Source organism: Isoptericola sp. NPDC057653, from assembly GCF_042799955.1.
GTDB lineage: Bacteria > Actinomycetota > Actinomycetes > Actinomycetales > Cellulomonadaceae > Isoptericola.
In genome coordinates, this window is record NZ_JBHVHP010000001.1 from 1422213 (window position 1) to 1437924 (window position 15712).

The following is a 15712-nucleotide window of genomic DNA, read 5'->3' on the forward strand; positions in this document are numbered from 1 at the left end:
GCGTGCGCGTCCTCGGCGTGGGGGTGCTCTTCATCGTGGCGGTCGTCGCGACCACCTACGCGGTCGAGGCGCTGGCCCCCGGCCTTCCGCCCTGGGGCAGGTCACTCGTGATGGCGCCGGTCTTCGTCGTCGGCGGCCTGTCCGTCCGGGCCGCCGCGGTGCGGCGGCGCGCGGAGAAGTCTCGGCGTGAAGTATCTTGACGTCGAGAGACTTCGACGACGAGGAGACGACATGCGACTGCACCACGTCCAGGTGGCCTGCCCCCGCGGCGGCGAGGACGCCGCGCGCGCGTTCTACGGCGCCGGGCTCGGGCTGACCGAGGTGGCGAAGCCGCCGGAGCTGGCGGGCCGCGGCGGCTGCTGGTTCCGCGGCTACGACGCCGCGGGGGTGGTCGTGGCCGAGATCCACGTCGGCGTGGAGGACCCGTTCGCGCCGGCGCGCAAGGCCCACCCGGCCCTGGTCGTCGACGACGCCGGCACCCTCGACGCCACCGCCGACCGGCTCGAGGGTGCCGGCTTCGACGTCGACCGCACCGAGCGTGAGTCGTTCACCGGCTACCTCCGGTTCCACACCCGCGACGGCGCCGGCAACCGGGTCGAGGTGCTCGCCCCCGCCTGACGGCGTCGCCGCGAGACGGCACCCCGGCCTACTGTTGGTTCGGCAGCGGGTGGCCCTCGGAGGCCTGCACCACGACGATCCCCTCCCCGGTGAGCCCCAGCTGGTACGCCTCGCCGGAGCCGCGGCCGATGGCGGCGCCGAGCTTCGCGGTCTTGCGCACGGTGCTGCGGAGCGACGTCGACCAGAGCACCACGCTCTGCATGTCGACGTACGTCGGCTCGTCCACCTGCAGCACCACGGGGGTGCCGTAGGCGGTGACGGCGAGGGCGCCGGAGCCCGTGAACGTGGTGTTGAACAGCCCGCCGCTGAGCATCGACGCGCCTTGGACGCGGTTGATGTCCCAGGTGAGGGTGCTCTCGAAGGCGAGGATGTTGCTGCCGGAGACGGTGACGCTCTCGTTCTCCAGGTACAGGACGAACACCTCGTCCGCGTCCTGCGCGAGGAAGACGTCGCCGCTGCCCGAGACCTTCATGAGGGACATGCCCTCCCCGGTGAAGGCCTTCTTGAACAGCTTGGTGACGCCGCCGGCGCCCTCGTAGGCGAAGTCGACGTCGCCCTGGTAGGCGACCATCGCGCCCTGCTTGGCGAAGAAGAAACCGCCGGAGCCGGCGAGGTCCACCTTGAGCATCCGCGGGTTGACGAGCTGGAAGCTGCCGGGCTCGCCCTGCGGCTCGGTGTGGTTCATGAGGCTGCTGCGCATGGTCTCCATCCTTCCGTCCGGCCGGCCCGCGGGCATCCGCCGGAGGGAGGAGGGCGGGTCGGTCAGGTGGAGGCTTCGAGCCGCCGCCGCAGGTCCGACACCTCGCGCTCCAGGCGTTCGGCCGACCGGTACTGCACGAGCCCTCCGTGGGCGACCGTGCGTGCGGAGTCCTCGTCGCAGCCCAGCGTGACGGCCACGCGCGTGACGGCGTCGTCGTCCGACGCGGCCGCGAGCACCTCGTCGACCAACCGGGGGAGCACGGACCGCGCGGCCAGCAACGCCGTCGTGCGGTCCAGGCGCCGGCGCAGCGCCGTGGCCTCCTCCTGCGGGGAGGACGTCTCCGGGCGGCGGCCGGCGATGTCGGCGGCGGTCAGGTCGAGGGTCAGGGGTGTCTCCGTCCCGAGGCCGATCCCGGGGAGCACGGCGTCGACGAGGGTCTGGCCCGGCCGCGCCCGGGCCCACTCGGAGCCGCCGACCCTCACCGGCAGACGCGCGTACTCGCCCGGGTCGAGCGGGACGGCGAACAGCTCGCTGCCGGCGTAGGCGAAGCCGAAGCCGCCACGTTCCTTCCCGGCGGACCGCAGCACGCCCACCGCAAGGAGGTGCTCCCCCTCCCGCGGCGCCCAGGGCGTGGTCCCCACGTTGACGAGGTCGACCGCGAGGTGGTCGAGGTCGGGGGCGGCGAGCGTCGGGCCCGCCCAGCGCAGGACCAGCCCGCGGGCGCGCTCCGGGTCGACGGGCAGGGCACGGTTCGGAGGGGCCATGCGCCGAGCATCCCAGGACCGCGGGAGCGCGCAAGAGGGCGGGCGAGCGGTGTCAGGACGCCCCGGGGAACCCGGCCTGGCGCCACGCCTCGTAGACGACGATCGACGCGGCGTTGGTGAGGTTCAGCGACCGCCGGCCGGGGAGCATGGGGATCTTCACGCGGTCGGTGACGCGCGGGTGGTCCAGGGCCGCGTCGGGCAGGCCGGTGGGCTCGGGGCCGAACAGCAGCACGTCCCCGGGCCGGTACGCGACGTCGGTGTACGTGGTGGTCGCGTGCGCGGTGAACGCGAAGACGCGGGCGTCGGGCAGGGCGTCGAGAGCGGCGTCGAACGACGGGTGCACGTCCGTGACGGCGAGGTCGTGGTAGTCGAGGCCGGCGCGCTTGAGCTTGGCCTCCGACAGGTCGAAGCCCAGCGGCTCCACGAGGTGCAGGCGCGCCCCGGTGACGGCCGCGAGCCGGATGGCCGAGCCCGTGTTCCCGGGGATCCGCGGCTCGTAGTAGACGACGTGGGCGAACGGGGACGGCGGGGCGGCGGGCTGGTCGGGCACGGCCCGATTCTCCCACCCGGAGGCGTGCGGGTCAGCCGTCCGCCTGCTACTCGGCCGCGGCCGCCTCGGACCCCGGCGCCCCGCCGTTCATCCGGACGACCTCGCCCTTCAGGGAGAAGTCCACCCATCCGGAGTGGTAGTCGTCGGTGGTGGAGACGGCGACGCGGGGCGGGCTGGGCTTCTCGTCGGCGAACACGTAGCGAGCGACGCGCAGGGACGGGTCCTCCTCGTCGATGCCGGTGAGGCGGCCGGCCTCCTCGACGAGCCCCGGCAGCGTGGCCCAGTCGACGTCGGTGGCGTCGAACAGCTCGCGCGGCACGTCCTCCGGCTCCGGCTGGATGAGCGACGGGCCGGTGCGCTCCGCGGTGCCGTCGCGGTACTGCCACTCGTCGGTGGTGCCGGCGCCCGGCGACGTGGGCGCGGTGACGAGCACGAACTGGTCGTACACGCCCACCTCGGTGACGTCCGTGCCCGAGAGCGCCAGGACGGCCTCGATCGCGGGCTCCAGGTTGCCGGGCGTGAACATGGAGGTCTCGGCGGCGGCCGTGGCCTCGCTCTCGGCCCGGATCTCGTCGATCGAGCTGCCCTGGAGCAGCTGGCCTGCCTCGGCCCACGCCGGGTACAGCGCGGCGCCGCCGCCCAGCACGGCCAGCACCGGGAAGACGACGAACGGGATGTGCCGGATCGCGCCGGGCGCGCGGCCCTGGCGCGGGGGCGCCCAGACGTCGGCGACGGGCGCCTCGCGCACCTGCCGGTCGTTCGCCGCGCGCGCCGCCCACTCCGGGTCGGGGCCGTCGTCGATCGCGACCTCCGGGCGCTCGGCGTCGAGCTGCGTCACGACCCGCACCGCCCCCGGCTGCATGGACGGCAGGTGCGCCAGGTTCACGACCCGCCGCGTGGTGGTGCGGTACGGCCCGCGGCCCTGGCGGGGCACCACCAGGAGCTCGATGTCGCACACGGGCTGGTCGTTGACGCTGGACCCGGTCGCGTCGATGCGCACCACGCGGGCCAGCATGGTGCGGCCCGCCGCCTTGGCGGCGGCCGTCTGCCGGGGGTTCGCGACGCCGGTCGACCCCACGACGCTGCCGATGATGGTCAGCGGCAGGCAGATGCTGGCGACGACGATCGCCACCATCCGCAGGGTCGTGTAGAACGCGGCGCCGGTGAGGGCGTCGCCGAGGATCGACGCCGCCAGCACGCCGAGGGACAGAGCGAACAGGCAGCGGATCACCGGAACATTCTGCCTGGTCCGGGGGCGGATTCCGACCGGCCCCAGGTCGGCGGGCGTACGATGGCGGCATGTCGATGCGCGCGTGCTGGTGGTGGCTGCCTCCGCAGCCGTGACCCGACGCGCCCACCAGCACCCGTCCCGAGCTGCCTGTCGCAGCCGGGACGTTTTTCGTGTCCGGACGGACCGACGGGCGGCGAACCTCCGAAGGAGCCGCACCATGTCCGTCCTGTCCGCCCCCGCCCCCGCCGCCTCCACCGTCCCCGCGCCGTCCCCGGCGGCCACGGCGAGCGCCGCCGTCGCGCAGGCCCGCTCGGCCGAGGTCGAGGCCGAGATCGCCCGCGACCCGGGCCGCTTCCGCGTCCTCACCGGCGACCGGCCGACGGGCGCCCTGCACCTCGGCCACCTGCTCGCCACCCTCGACAACCGGGTGCGGCTGCAGGACGCCGGGGTCGAGGTGGTCCTCGTCGTCGCCGACTACCAGGTCATCACCGACCGGGACGACGCCGGCGACCTGCCCGCCGTCGTGCGCGAGGTGGTGCTCGACTACCTCGCCGCGGGCGTCGACCCCGCCCGCAGCACCGTGTTCACGCACTCCGCCGTCCCGGCGCTGAACCAGCTGCTGCTGCCGTTCCTGTCGCTGGTCAGCGTCGCGGAGCTGGAGCGCAACCCCACCGTGAAGGCGGAGGCCGCGGACGCGGAGAGGCGGCAGGGGCGCGGCATGTCCGGGCTGCTGTTCACCTACCCGGTGCACCAGGCCGCGGACATCCTGTTCTGCCACGGCAACCTCGTGCCCGTGGGCCTCGACCAGCTGCCGCACCTGGAGACGACGCGGATCGTCGCACGGCGGTTCAACCAGCGCTACGCGGCCGCGAGCCCGTACTTCCCGGAGCCGGAGGCGCTGCTCACGCCGTCGCTGACGGTGCTGGGGAACGACGGCGCCAAGATGAGCAAGTCGCGGGGCAACGCGCTGGAGCTGCGCGCGTCGGAGGACGACACGGTGCGCTTCTTCCGCCGGGCCCGCACGGACTCCGAGCGGCACATCGCCTACGACCCCGACGGGCGTCCCGAGGTGGCGAACCTGCTGCGGATCGGCGCGCACTTCGCGGGCACGACGCCGCAGGAGCTGGCCGACCAGGTGGGGGACGCCGGTGCCGGCCGTCTCAAGTCCGTCGTGACGGAGGCGGTCGTGGAGGGGCTGCGGCCGCTGCGCGAGCGCCGGCGTGCCCTCGCGTCGGACGGCCCCGCCGTCGTGCGGGACGTCCTCGCGCGGGGCAACGTCCGGGCGAACGAGGTCGCGGACCGCACGCTGGCCGACGTCCGCGAGCTCATGGGCACCGTGTACGCCTGAGCGGCCGGGTCCCTCAGGCGATCCCGTGGAGCGCGTCGCGCGTCACCTCGTGGCCGAGCGGCCGGCCCTCGAGGTGGCGCGCGACCTCGTCCACGACGATGGCGCCCTGGCGCAGGCGGCCCTCGACGGTCGCGGCCGCGTGGTGCGGGGTGAGCAGCACGTTGGGCAGCCGCCGCAGGGGGTGGTCGCGGGGCAGGGGCTCGTCGTCGTACACGTCGAGCGCCGCGTCGATCCGTCCCGTCGTGAGCTCGCGCACGAGGGCGTCCTCGTCGGTCAGCCACGACCGCGCGGTGTTGACCAGCCCCGCGCCGTCCGGCATGAGCCCCAGCTCGCGGGCGCCCACCAGGTGGCGGGTCTCGGGCAGCGTCGGGGCGTGGACCATCGTCACGCGGCTGGTGGCCAGGAGCTCGTCGAGCGGCAGCAGCCCGACGCCCAGGGCCGCCGCGTCGGCCGCCGTGAGCGTCGGGTCGGCGACCACGACCTCGGCGCCGAGGGCGCGCAGCATCGCGATGGCGGCGCGCCCGGTGCGGGACGCCCCGAGCACGCCGACGCGCGAGCCCGCGATCTCGTGGCGCGGCGGCGCGTCCTCCGCGCGCTCCCACGGGTCGCCGTCGTGCAGCGCGTTGTGGAACCGGGGCAGCCGGTGCAGCAGCGCGAGGGCGAACGCGACCGACACCTCGGCGACCGGGCGGGCCATGCCCTGGCCCGCCTGCGTCACCCGGACCCCGCGGTCGAAGAGCTCGGGCGAGACGAACGGCTTCACCGAGGCCCCGGTGTGCGCCACGAGGCGCAGCGACGGGAGGAGGTCGAGCACGGCGGCGTCCAGGCGCGGCGTCCCCCAGGAGATGACGAGCACCCGCGCCCGGGCCCGCACCTGCGGGTCGGCCGCAGCCAGCGCCGCGACCAGCCCCGCGGGCTCGTCCACGGCGACGACGTCGACGGCCGCCTCCAGGGCCGACCAGGCGTCGGGCGCGAAGAACTCGTCGCGCAGCCCGGGGGCGACCGCGACGACGGCCACGGGGCGAGCGGTCCCGGCGGCCGTCATGCGAGCCACGCGTCCCGGTGCTCGGCGATCAGCGCGTCGTCCGCGGCGGCGAGCCACGGGTACGACGCGGTCACGCGGGTCAGCTCCTCGGCCTGCCCGGGGGACAGGGTCTCCGCGGGGTCGAGGCACCAGATGCCGTCGAGCAGGCCCTGGCGCCGCAGCACCTCGTGCACGCCGGCGATGACGCCCGCGAAGTCGTGGGCGGCGTCGAACACCGCGGCGTTCGCGTCCGTGAGGGCGGACTGGCGCGCGACGAGGGTCGCGAGCGCTCCCGGGTCGGGCACGGTGGCGGTGCTCGTGCCGGGCGGCGGGTCGCCGTGCGCGGCGTGGGCCAGGCGCAGCGTCTCGACCGCGCCGGCGGTCCAGACCGCCCACTGACCGAGCAGGCCGCCGACGAACCGGGCGCGGTAGGTGGACGTGCCACCGTCCGGGGCGGCCACCGGCACGTCGAGCCGCGACACGAGGTCGGCCACGATGGCGTCGTCGTTCCCCGTGTACAGGGCGATCTGGTCGCCGCGGCCGGACGCGGCGACGCCCCGCAGCACGTCGAGGGTCCGGTAGCGGTGGAAGGGCGCCGCCTTGATCGCGACGACCGCCTCGATCGACGCGTACTCGCGCCAGAAGCCGACCGACAGGCGCGGGCCGCCGATCGCCTCCTGGAGGTAGAAGCCGATCACGGGCAGCACCTCGCCCACGGCCCGGGCCCGGTCGAGCAGCACCCGCTCGACCTCCTCGCGCGTCCCCGTCAGCCCGGGCACGCGCGGCGCGAGCAGCACGGCGTCGTAGCCCAGGCCGGCGGCGAGCTCCGCCTCGGCGACGGCCTGCCGCACGTCGCCCGCGGCGCCCGCGACCTGGACGAGCGGCCGCGGGCCGGGCTCCGCCGCCCCGGCGGGCGCACGACCGGCGATCGTGTCCCGCGAGACCTCGGCGGCGAGCTCCAGCACGGGGCGGAGGAGGCCGTGCTCGCGGATCTCGAACTGCGTGGTGTGCACGCCCACGGCCACGCCCCCGGCGCCGGCCGCGTGGTAGTAGCGGGTGAGGGCGCGCTGGCGCCGCTCGTCGAGCCGGCGGCCGGCGTCGAGGGCGAGCGGCTGCGCGGGGATCACGGTGCCCGCGCGCAGCAGCGCGCCGACGTCGTCCGCCAGGCGGGGCACCTCGACCGGGGCGGCCGTCATCAGAACTTCCCGTCGCGGACGGCGAACTTGGTCGGCTTGCCCGACGTCGGCAGCCCGGCGGCCAGCCACGCGGCCTGCCACTCCACCAGGGTCCGCAGCGGCACCTGGGGGTAGCCGAAGAGCTCGTGGCAGCGGCTCGCGTCGTTGAGCAGCGCCGTGGGCGACTCGGTGCCCGTGAAGGACACCTCGCGGCCCAGGGCGGCGCCGAGCTGCGTCGCGAGCCGGCGCACGGACGCGGTCTCCGGCCCGGTGAGGTTGATGGCCGTGGCGGGCGCGGACGCGTGCCCGAGGGCGCGCAGCGCGACCTCGTTGGCGTAGCCCTGCCACACCACGTTGACGTGCCCGGTGGTGACGTCCACGGGCTCGCCCGCGAGGATCGGGGAGGCGATGTCGAACAGCACGCCGTAGCGCAGGTCGACGGCGTAGTTGAGCCGGACGGTGGCGACCTTCGTGCCGCGGGTGAGGGCCGCGTGCTCGAACAGCCGCTCGCGTCCCAGGCAGCTCATCGCGTACTCGCCGACGGGCCCCACCGGGTGGTCCTCGGCGCAGCCGCCCGACCCGACCGGCACGAGCGGGTACACGTTGCCGGTGGAGAACGCGGCGATCGTGGAGTCGGCGTAGCGCCGGGCGACGTCGTGCACCAGCGCGGCGTTCGCCGCCCACGCGAGCGACGGCGCGGAGGTCGTGCCGAACTTGGCCCCCACCATGTAGACGACGTCGGCCGCGTCGGGCAGCGCGGACAGGTCGGCGTCGGGGCCCATCAGGTCGGCCGTGACGACGTCCACCCCGGCGTCCCGCAGGGTGTCGGCCTGCGCGGCGTCGGACCAGCGGGAGACGGCGTGCACGGCGTCTCCGGAGCGACCGGCGGCGTCGAGGGCCCGCCGGGCGAGGACGGTGAGGGAGGGGCCCATCTTGCCGCCCGCGCCGAGGATCACGAGGTCGCCCGTGCGGGCGGCCATGTCCTCGACGAGCGCGGGGGACGGGGTGGTGAGCAGGCGCTCCAGCTCGGCCACGGAGGCCGGGGCCGAGAGGCGGGCGGACGGTGCGGTGGTCGTCGTCATGCGTGCGGTCATCCCTTGATTCCGGACATCGTGACGCCCTCCTGGAAGTAGCGCTGGGCCACGAGGTAGGCGGCGAAGATCGGCACGAACGAGATGGTCGCGCCGGCGAGGATCATGTTGAGCGGCACGTCCTGCTGCTGCAGCGAGGCGATGCCGACGGTGAGGGTCCAGTGCTCCGTGCCCTGGCCGATGATGAGCGGCCACAGGAAGTCGTTCCAGTGCCACAGGAAGACGAACGTGCCGAGCGTCGCGAGGATCGGCTTGCACAGCGGCAGGACGATCGAGACGAAGATGCGCCACTCCGAGGCGCCGTCGAGCTTGGCCGCCTCGAACAGCTCGTCGGGCAGGTCCACGATGAACTGCCGCATGAGGAAGACGGCCTGCGCGTTCGCCAGGGTCGGCAGGATGAGGCCCCAGTAGGTGTCGAGGCCGCCCGCCTGCGCGATGAGGATGAACGTCGGGATGAGGGTCACGTGGTACGGCACCATGACCATCGCGAGGAACGACCAGAACATCGTCTCGCGGCCCGGGAACCGCTTCTTGGCGAACGCGTAGCCGGCCATCGCGGACAGGGCGAGCACCGCCACGACCGACACGGCCGAGTAGATCAGCGTGTTGACGAACCACGTGCCGATCCCGCCGGCGGAGAGCACCCGCTCGTAGGCGCCCGTGCCGAGGTTCGTCGGCAGCAGCGACGCGGGGAACTCGATCGCGGCGGCCGGCTTCAGCGACAGGACGACCATCGCGTAGAACGGGAAGATCGTCACGACGGCGGCCACGGAGAGCACGACGTAGCGCACGACCTTGCCGCCGAGGGTCGGCTCCATGCCCGAGCCGCGCGAGCGGCGGCGCCGCGCGGGAGGGCTCGCGGGGCGCGGGGCGGCCGCGGGGGGCGGCGTGGTGACCTGGGTCGTCATGGTCACTTCTCCTTCCCGATGACGGCTCGCTGCACGAGGGCGACGACGAGCGTGAGGACGAACAGGGCGACGCCGAGGGCGCTGGCGTACCCGAGGTCGAAGTACTTGAAGCCCTGGTTGTAGATCTCGTAGACGAGGCTGTAGCTCGCCCGGGCGGGCCCGCCGCCGGTCATCATGTAGACGAGGTCGAAGATCTGGAACGACGCGGTCGTCTCGATGACCGCGAGGAAGAACAGGGTCGGCTTGAGCTGCGGCACGATGATGTTCCAGAACCGCTGCCAGCCGTTGGCGCCGTCGATCGCCGCGGCCTCCTCGAGCTCGCGGGGGAGGTCCTGCATCCGGGCCAGCAGGATCAGCATCCCGTAGCCGAACCGGGACCAGATGGCCACGAGCGCGAGCGCGGGCAGGACGAACGTCGTCGACCCCAGCCACGAGTCGGTCGACAGCCCGAGCAGCCCCATGAGCTTCGACCAGGGTCCGCCGGTCGAGAACACCCAGGTGAAGACGGTCGCCGCGAGCACGAGGCTCGTCACGACGGGCAGGAAGAACACCGACCGGTACAGCCGCGAGCCGCGGAACCCGCGCCGCACCAGCAGCGCCATGAGGGTCGAGATCGCGAGCTGGACCGGGACGATGAGGACGCTCAGCACGATCGTCACGCGCAGCGCGGACCAGAACACCGGGTCGACGACCAGCCGGCGGAAGTTGTCCAGCCCGGTCCACTCGGCACCGGCGCCGATCGTGTAGTCGAAGAAGCTCAGGCCGACGCCGGCGATCGCCGGCCCGAAGCGGAAGAGCAGGAAGAGCAGGAACGCCGGCAGCGCGAACAGCAGGCCGATGCGGGCCTCGCGCCGCGCCATCGTGCGGCGCAGGGCGCCCGGTCGGCCGGGAGGCCGGGGGCCGGTCGCCGCGCCCGGGGCGGGTGCGGTCGGGGTGGTGGTCGTCATGGGTGGTTCTCCTTCGCGGCGCGGGCGCCGGGCGCCGGGAGGCGGGCTCCCGGCGCCCGGCACGTCCGTGCACGGTGCGTCGGTCCGCTCCGGACCCGCGCGGGTGGGTCAGCCGAGCAGGGGCGCAGCCGCCGCGGCGGCGTCCTCGAGCGCCTGCTCCGGGGTCTTCTCGCCGATGAGCGCGGCCTGGATCTCCGGGGCGAGGACGCCCATGACCTCGCGGGACTTCTCGTTGAGGTCGCCGGAGGTGGTGGCGTCGAGCGTGTCCTCGAGGGCCGTCATGGTCTTGTCGCCCTCGTAGAGGCCCGTCTGGTCGCTGTACGGCCCGAACCAGCCGGAGGCCTGGGCGTACTCGGCGCTGACCTCGTCGCTCGTGGCGAACGCGAGCCACTTGCCGGCCGCGTCCAGGTCGTCCGAGCCCTTCATCAGCGACAGCGAGCCGACGGTGCCGTAGCCGATCGACTCGGCCTCCTTGAGGGACGGCAGCACGACCACGTTGTCCTCGCCCCAGAAGGACGCGACGTCGGCCGGACCCTGCTGCCAGGTGCAGGCGATCTTGCCCTGGGCGGTGCGGGTCTGCTCGAACGCCGGGATCGTGGTCAGCAGGTCCTTCTCGACGTAGCCGCCCTCGGCGAGGTCGGTGATGAACTGCAGCGCCTCGACGCCCTCGGGGGAGTCGAACGCGACCCCCGTGCCGTCCTCGGTGAACACCGAGCCGCCCGCCTGCCACAGGAGCGGGTAGAACGACTCGTTGAGCGTCGCGTCGACGGCGCCCCAGTAGTTGGTGACGTCGTAGCCCGCGTCCTTGAACTTCGGCGCCAGCGCCATGAGGTCGTCCCACGTGGCGGGGTAGTTGCCGGACTCGCCGATCGCGTCGAACGCGGCGGCGTTGCAGACCAGGGGCTTCGAGTTCATGATCAGCGGCGACCCGAGCATGGCGTCGTCGATCGTCACGGCGGCCTTGGCGTTCTCGCGCAGCCCGGCCGACTGGTCGGTGACGAAGTTGTCGACGGCGGCGAGGGACTTCGCGTACTTCGGCAGCTGGTCGGGGATGAGGTAGACGACGTCCGGCCCCTTGTTGCCGGCGATGGCGGTCGCGAGCGTCTCGTCGCGGCCGGCCCAGGGGTAGATCTCGACGTTCACGTCGACGTCGGGGTTCTCCTTCGTGAACTCCGCGATCTTCTCGTCCCAGAACTTCTTGTGGGCGGCCTCGTCCGCGATGACCGGGTAGGTCCACATGGTGACGGAGCCGGAGGCGGCACCGTCCTCGGGCTCGGGGACGGCGTCGCCGCCCGTGGTGCCGCCGCCGCACGCCGTGAGGGCGCCGAGCGAGGCGAGGGCGAGGGCGGCGGTCCAGCCGCGCCGGATCGTGCGCTGGGTCATCGACTTCTCCTTCGGGAGTGCCCGGGCCGCTCCAGTGCGTCCGGGCGATGGGCTGTGTCGGGTGTCGAGCAGGTCGGTGCCGTCCGGGGGGACGGGTCGGTCGGCGACGGTCACCGGGCGGGGACGTCGACGACGGTGCGGTGGTGCCGGGACTCCTCGGCGGCGAAGACCGCGAGGTGGGACTGGAGGGACTCGACGGCGCCGGAGCGCACGTGGCTCGGGTCGCCGGTGGCGACGGCGCGCACGAAGGCGTCCATGACGCCGCTGTCGCCGCCGCCGTGGTCGTCGGCGGCGTTGGTCGCGCCGTGGTGGCCGCCGTCGTGCACGGTCACGCTCCCGTCGCGGAAGTCGGTGACCCGCACCTTCTCGCCGTCGCCGTCGAGGCAGCCGTGGGTGCCGAAGATCTGCGTCTTGCGGTGGTCCTGCTCGCTGAACGCCGTCATCGTGAAGGTGGCGGCGGAGCCCCCGTCGAGCTCCATCGCGACGACCTGGTGGTCCACGACGTCGTTGTCGGAGGCGTAGACGCAGCGGCCGTAGTCGCCGGTGCGCAGGGCGTCGAGGACGCCCGCCTCGTCGGTCGCGTCGGTGATGACCGAGACGGGCCAGATCGGGCCCTGCTCGCGCAGCGTGGGCAGGTAGAGCCGGGGCGCCGAGTAGGGGCAGGTGGGCTCGAGGGGGCAGTCGAGGCACCGGTCCGCGGCGCCCTCCGGCCGCTCCTCGGGGCGGAAGTGCTTGAGGGAGCCGAAGCTCGCGACGCTCGTGATGCGCTTGCCGGTGACGTACCGGATCCAGTCGAGGTCGTGGCTCGACTTGGCGAGGAGCATCGGGCTGGACGTCCGCTCGGTGCGCCACGGGCCCCGCACGTACGAGTGGGCGTCGTGCCACCAGCCGACCGGCTCCAGGTGCTGCACGTTGACGATCTCGCCGAGGACCCCGGAGTCCACGACCGACTTCACCAGGTCCGTGTACGGCATGTAGCGCATGACGTGGCAGACCCCGAACAGGGTGCCCGCCGCCTCGACCGCGTCCACGACGGCGCGGCACTCCTCCGGGCTCGGGGCCAGGGGCTTCTCCACCAGGACGGCGTAGCCCTGGGGGGCCAGCGCGACAACGGGGTCGCGGTGCTCGCGGTCCTGCGTCGCGACGATCACCATGTCCGCGACGCGGCCGTCGGCATGGTCGGTGCCGGCGGCGACGAGGTCCCGCCAGCCCTCGAGCTCGAGCACCTCGGGCGTCGTCTCACCGGCTCCCGCGCGGGACTCGCGGGCCTGCGCGGCGACGAGGCCGCGCTGGTGGGGGCGCGGGTCGGCGACCGCGACGAGGCGCGCCCGGTCGGGGTGCGCCGCGATCCAGCGGGCGTACGTCTGGCCGCGGTTCCCCGCGCCGACGAGGGCGACGGTCACGACCTGGGGGGTGGGGGTCACGTGCGGTCCTTGCTCCGTTGCGATGGGTGCTGCGTGGGGTCGTACTGTGGGTGCCCGTCCCGCGCGGGGGCGGGCGCCCGTCCAGAGAATCTGCTATTTGCTATAGCACTCTGCCAGAGGGATGTTACGCCAGACGGGCCCGGGTGTTAACTCCCTCACGACGGCCGGTCCACCTGGTACCGATTTGTGACCTCGATCCCGGCGGCGGCCGGGAGCGGCCCCCACGGCGGCCGGGTCCCGCCCGTCCCCGCGCCGAGTGGGGCGGGGCGGGGACGGGCGGGGACCAGGGAGCCGGACGGGGCGCGCCGTCAGAGGACGAGCGAGCCCGCCGTCGTCACGCGCGGGCCGTCCTCCGGGAACGCGGTGCGCGTGACGCCCTGCTCGACCGTCCCCGTCTGCACGAGCGTCGATCCCTCGCCGAACGCCGAGGGTGCGAGCTCGACCCGCCCTCCGGCGAACCGTGAGCCGACGGCGGCCCAGCGGTTCGTGCCCTGGGTCAGCACCGCGTGGGCCGTGCCGTCCCCGGCCGTGGACGCGAGCCCGTCGAGCGCCCACGTCACGGTGGCCGCCGCCGCCCTGCGGGACAGGAACGCCCCGCCGGCGGGGGCGCCCTCCAGGCGCGCGCCGCCGCCGGCGCGCACGGTCTGGTCCTTGGCGCCCGCGGCCACCAGGGCGACGTTCCGCAGCACGCCGCCGCGCACCGTGACGTCGCCGGAGACCGTGAGGGTGCCCGCGCCCTCCGCGGCCTCGAGGACGCAGTCCTCGAGCACCACGGCGCCGGACCCGGCGAACGACGCGTTCTTCAGCCCGCTCAGCGCGGTGCGCACCAGGTGGACCGGTCGCGTCACGTTCGCCTGGGTGACCGGGGTGTCGGGCAGGACGGCGAACCGCGACCCCTCGATGACGTTCGGTCGCGCGGAGCGGTCCGAGGCCTGCGAGACGATGAGGGTGTCGTCGGCCTGGCAGCCGCGCAGCTGCACGCCGTCGGCGTTCACCCACATCATCCCCGAGCCGGCCAGGCCCTCCTTGCGGATCACCTGCACGTCGGTGAGCGTGAGGTCGGTGACCTTGACGCGGGCCACGAACCACGAGCACACGTGCCGGGTGACGGTGATGCGCTTGGCGGAGGAGCCCCACGCCGCGCCGGAGTTGGCGAACGTCATGAGGCCGGAGTTCCCCACGTACGTGAGGTCGTGCTCGTACTGGCCGTGCGTGACGAACGGGCCCTGGTCGTCGCCGTCCCCGTGGCAGTTCTCCACGAGCCCGTACGACGACGCGGTCCAGTCGTTGAGGTGTCGCGCGTTGCTCGTGTGGCAGTCCACGACGTGCCCGTAGTTGCAGTAGATCTGCTGGGTCAGGTAGCCCGCGCCGCCCCACGTCACCGACGCCGGGTTGGTGAGGGAGCAGCCCGACGTGCGGAAGAACGTGCTCCACCGGCGCATGACGAGCGGCCAGAAGGTGGCCACGCCGTGCACGTCCTCCACGTCGCAGCCGACCGCGTACTCGTAGGCGATCGGGTGCGAGCCCGTGTACTGGTCGCCGTCGGGCCGGCCCACGAACGACAGGTGGCGCACGTGCACCTGCTCCACCGGCTCCACGCGCGTCCAGGTCAGGGTGCGCCCCTTGGCCAGCTCCCAGCCCGCCTTGTAGTTGACGCGCACGTGGGTGGCGTCGACGACCTGCGTCACCTGGACCAGGCGCTGGAGCTCCTTCTCCCAGCGGCCCGACAGCGCGTTCACCTCGAGGGCGTACCACTGCCCGACCTCGAACCGGGACGAGTCGGCGACCTCGTAGTCGTCCCGGAGCTCGGGCATGACCGCGGTGAGCGTGTTCGTCCGGACGTCGTCCGTGACGGTGCCCCGGAAGAACAGCACCGCGGCGAACGGGTCGTCCTGCCCGGCGTCCTCGATGCCCTCGGTGGTCATCGTGTGCCCGCCGAAGTCGAGCTCGAGGTGCGAGCGCGTGAAGCGGTGGCGGCGCACGAAGGCGAGGTCGCTGTGCGCCTCGATGCGGCTGACGCTCGCGTCGCCGACGAGGGCGTCCAGCGCGTCGTCGGCCGGGGCCTGCGGGCCGAAGAGCCCGAACCAGCGGAAGTCGGCGGTGCCGGTGTGCAGGGTGTGCCAGCGGCCCCTCGCCCCGGCGTCCGCGGGCGCGAGCACCGTGCCGCCGTTGGGTCGGGCGGTGGAGCGGGCGTCGTAGCGCACGAGCCGCGCGGCCCCGTCGCCGGCCTTCGCGTGGCCGAGCAGCTGGGCCACGGTGCCGTCGTCGAGCTTCTTCGCCTGCCAGCCGACGAGCTGGGCGACGGTGGCGGCGACGACGACGTCGGTGGCGGGCTTGTCGGCCTTGTCGGCCTTGTCGGCCTTGGCGGCCGCGAGCGGTGCGGCGCTCGCCGCGGTCGTGCCCGCGGCGGCTCCCGCGACGACGAGCCCGCCGATGCCCGCGACGCGCAGCAGCGCGCGCCGCGAGGGGACCTCGGTCGCCTCGGTGGTGGGGGTGGTGGGGGTGGTGGTCATCGTCCGTCCTTCCTTCGGTACGGGTGGGGCGGTGGT

15 protein-coding genes are annotated in these 15712 nt (G+C 74.1%); 3 read left to right on the plus strand and 12 right to left on the minus strand.

Annotated features, from left to right (window positions below; all coding sequences use genetic code 11):
- The first annotated feature begins 2 nt into the window (after positions 1-2).
- Both ACFU9A_RS06390 and ACFU9A_RS06395 read left to right on the plus strand, forming a co-directional pair.
- Positions 3-200 (plus strand): hypothetical protein, encoded by a 198-nt coding sequence (locus ACFU9A_RS06390; RefSeq protein WP_430574419.1) that lies wholly within the window; start codon positions 3-5, stop codon positions 198-200.
- A 31-nt stretch (positions 201-231) separates the two neighbouring features.
- Positions 232-618, plus strand: a complete 387-nt coding sequence (locus ACFU9A_RS06395; RefSeq protein ID WP_430574420.1) for a VOC family protein — start codon at positions 232-234, stop codon at positions 616-618.
- A gap of 28 nt (positions 619-646) precedes the next feature.
- Here the strand turns inward: ACFU9A_RS06395 and ACFU9A_RS06400 are convergent, their stop codons facing one another.
- The 4 genes from ACFU9A_RS06400 to ACFU9A_RS06415 all read right to left on the minus strand — a co-directional run bounded on the left by ACFU9A_RS06400 (position 647) and on the right by ACFU9A_RS06415 (position 3863).
- A complete protein-coding gene (locus tag ACFU9A_RS06400; protein WP_430574421.1) occupies positions 647-1318 on the minus strand; it encodes an AIM24 family protein in 672 nt (223 codons plus the stop codon).
- Positions 1319-1380: 62 nt separating this feature from the next.
- Positions 1381-2082, minus strand: coding sequence for a hypothetical protein (locus tag ACFU9A_RS06405; RefSeq protein WP_430574422.1), 702 nt, complete (start codon positions 2080-2082; stop codon positions 1381-1383).
- Positions 2083-2134: 52 nt separating this feature from the next.
- The gene (locus ACFU9A_RS06410) at positions 2135-2632 is read right to left on the minus strand and encodes a tRNA (cytidine(34)-2'-O)-methyltransferase (RefSeq protein WP_430574423.1); all 498 of its coding nucleotides are present in this window, start codon (positions 2630-2632) and stop codon (positions 2135-2137) included.
- Positions 2633-2678: 46 nt separating this feature from the next.
- A complete protein-coding gene (locus ACFU9A_RS06415) occupies positions 2679-3863 on the minus strand; it encodes a hypothetical protein (RefSeq protein WP_430574424.1) in 1185 nt (394 codons plus the stop codon).
- 217 nt (positions 3864-4080) lie between these two features.
- Between ACFU9A_RS06415 and trpS the strand changes: the two genes are divergently transcribed.
- The gene (gene trpS, locus ACFU9A_RS06420; RefSeq protein WP_430574425.1) at positions 4081-5211 is read left to right on the plus strand and encodes a tryptophan--tRNA ligase; all 1131 of its coding nucleotides are present in this window, start codon (positions 4081-4083) and stop codon (positions 5209-5211) included.
- 13 nt (positions 5212-5224) lie between these two features.
- On the opposite strand, the gene ACFU9A_RS06425 is transcribed toward trpS, so the two are convergent.
- The 8 genes from ACFU9A_RS06425 to ACFU9A_RS06460 form a co-directional block, all read right to left on the minus strand.
- On the minus strand, positions 5225-6256 hold the full coding sequence (locus ACFU9A_RS06425; protein ID WP_430575349.1) for a hydroxyacid dehydrogenase: 1032 nt from the start codon (positions 6254-6256) through the stop codon (positions 5225-5227).
- On the minus strand, positions 6253-7431 hold the full coding sequence (locus ACFU9A_RS06430; protein WP_430574426.1) for a dihydrodipicolinate synthase family protein: 1179 nt from the start codon (positions 7429-7431) through the stop codon (positions 6253-6255). The genes ACFU9A_RS06425 and ACFU9A_RS06430 overlap by 4 nt, the downstream gene beginning before the upstream one ends.
- Positions 7431-8492 (minus strand): NAD-dependent epimerase/dehydratase family protein, encoded by a 1062-nt coding sequence (locus tag ACFU9A_RS06435; protein WP_430574427.1) that lies wholly within the window; start codon positions 8490-8492, stop codon positions 7431-7433. The genes ACFU9A_RS06430 and ACFU9A_RS06435 overlap by 1 nt, the downstream gene beginning before the upstream one ends.
- Positions 8493-8500: 8 nt before the next feature.
- Positions 8501-9409 (minus strand): carbohydrate ABC transporter permease, encoded by a 909-nt coding sequence (locus tag ACFU9A_RS06440; protein ID WP_430574428.1) that lies wholly within the window; start codon positions 9407-9409, stop codon positions 8501-8503.
- Between the two features lie 2 nt (positions 9410-9411).
- Entirely contained in the window at positions 9412-10356 is a 945-nt protein-coding gene (locus tag ACFU9A_RS06445; protein ID WP_430574429.1) for a carbohydrate ABC transporter permease, read from the minus strand.
- A gap of 108 nt (positions 10357-10464) precedes the next feature.
- Positions 10465-11739: an ABC transporter substrate-binding protein gene (locus ACFU9A_RS06450; RefSeq protein ID WP_430574430.1), complete on the minus strand. Its 1275-nt coding sequence runs from the start codon at positions 11737-11739 to the stop codon at positions 10465-10467.
- Between the two features lie 110 nt (positions 11740-11849).
- Positions 11850-13163, minus strand: a complete 1314-nt coding sequence (locus tag ACFU9A_RS06455; protein WP_430574431.1) for a Gfo/Idh/MocA family protein — start codon at positions 13161-13163, stop codon at positions 11850-11852.
- Positions 13164-13471: 308 nt separating this feature from the next.
- Positions 13472-15676, minus strand: coding sequence for a peptidase C14 (locus ACFU9A_RS06460; protein ID WP_430574432.1), 2205 nt, complete (start codon positions 15674-15676; stop codon positions 13472-13474).
- Positions 15677-15712: the final 36 nt, after the last annotated feature.

Excerpts from the sequence above, each read along its gene's own strand:
- ACFU9A_RS06395 (WP_430574420.1), top strand. The coding sequence starts at position 232 with ATGCGACTGCACCACGTCCAGGTGGCCTGCCCCCGCGGCGGCGAGGAC.
- ACFU9A_RS06400 (WP_430574421.1), bottom strand. The coding sequence starts at position 1,318 with ATGCGCAGCAGCCTCATGAACCACACCGAGCCGCAGGGCGAGCCCGGC.
- ACFU9A_RS06405 (WP_430574422.1), bottom strand. The coding sequence starts at position 2,082 with ATGGCCCCTCCGAACCGTGCCCTGCCCGTCGACCCGGAGCGCGCCCGC.
- trpS (WP_430574425.1), top strand. The coding sequence starts at position 4,081 with ATGTCCGTCCTGTCCGCCCCCGCCCCCGCCGCCTCCACCGTCCCCGCG.
- ACFU9A_RS06425 (WP_430575349.1), bottom strand. The coding sequence starts at position 6,256 with ATGACGGCCGCCGGGACCGCTCGCCCCGTGGCCGTCGTCGCGGTCGCC.
- ACFU9A_RS06430 (WP_430574426.1), bottom strand. The coding sequence starts at position 7,431 with ATGACGGCCGCCCCGGTCGAGGTGCCCCGCCTGGCGGACGACGTCGGC.
- ACFU9A_RS06435 (WP_430574427.1), bottom strand. The coding sequence starts at position 8,492 with ATGACGACGACCACCGCACCGTCCGCCCGCCTCTCGGCCCCGGCCTCC.
- ACFU9A_RS06440 (WP_430574428.1), bottom strand. The coding sequence starts at position 9,409 with ATGACGACCCAGGTCACCACGCCGCCCCCCGCGGCCGCCCCGCGCCCC.
- ACFU9A_RS06445 (WP_430574429.1), bottom strand. The coding sequence starts at position 10,356 with ATGACGACCACCACCCCGACCGCACCCGCCCCGGGCGCGGCGACCGGC.
- ACFU9A_RS06450 (WP_430574430.1), bottom strand. The coding sequence starts at position 11,739 with ATGACCCAGCGCACGATCCGGCGCGGCTGGACCGCCGCCCTCGCCCTC.
- ACFU9A_RS06460 (WP_430574432.1), bottom strand. The coding sequence starts at position 15,676 with ATGACCACCACCCCCACCACCCCCACCACCGAGGCGACCGAGGTCCCC.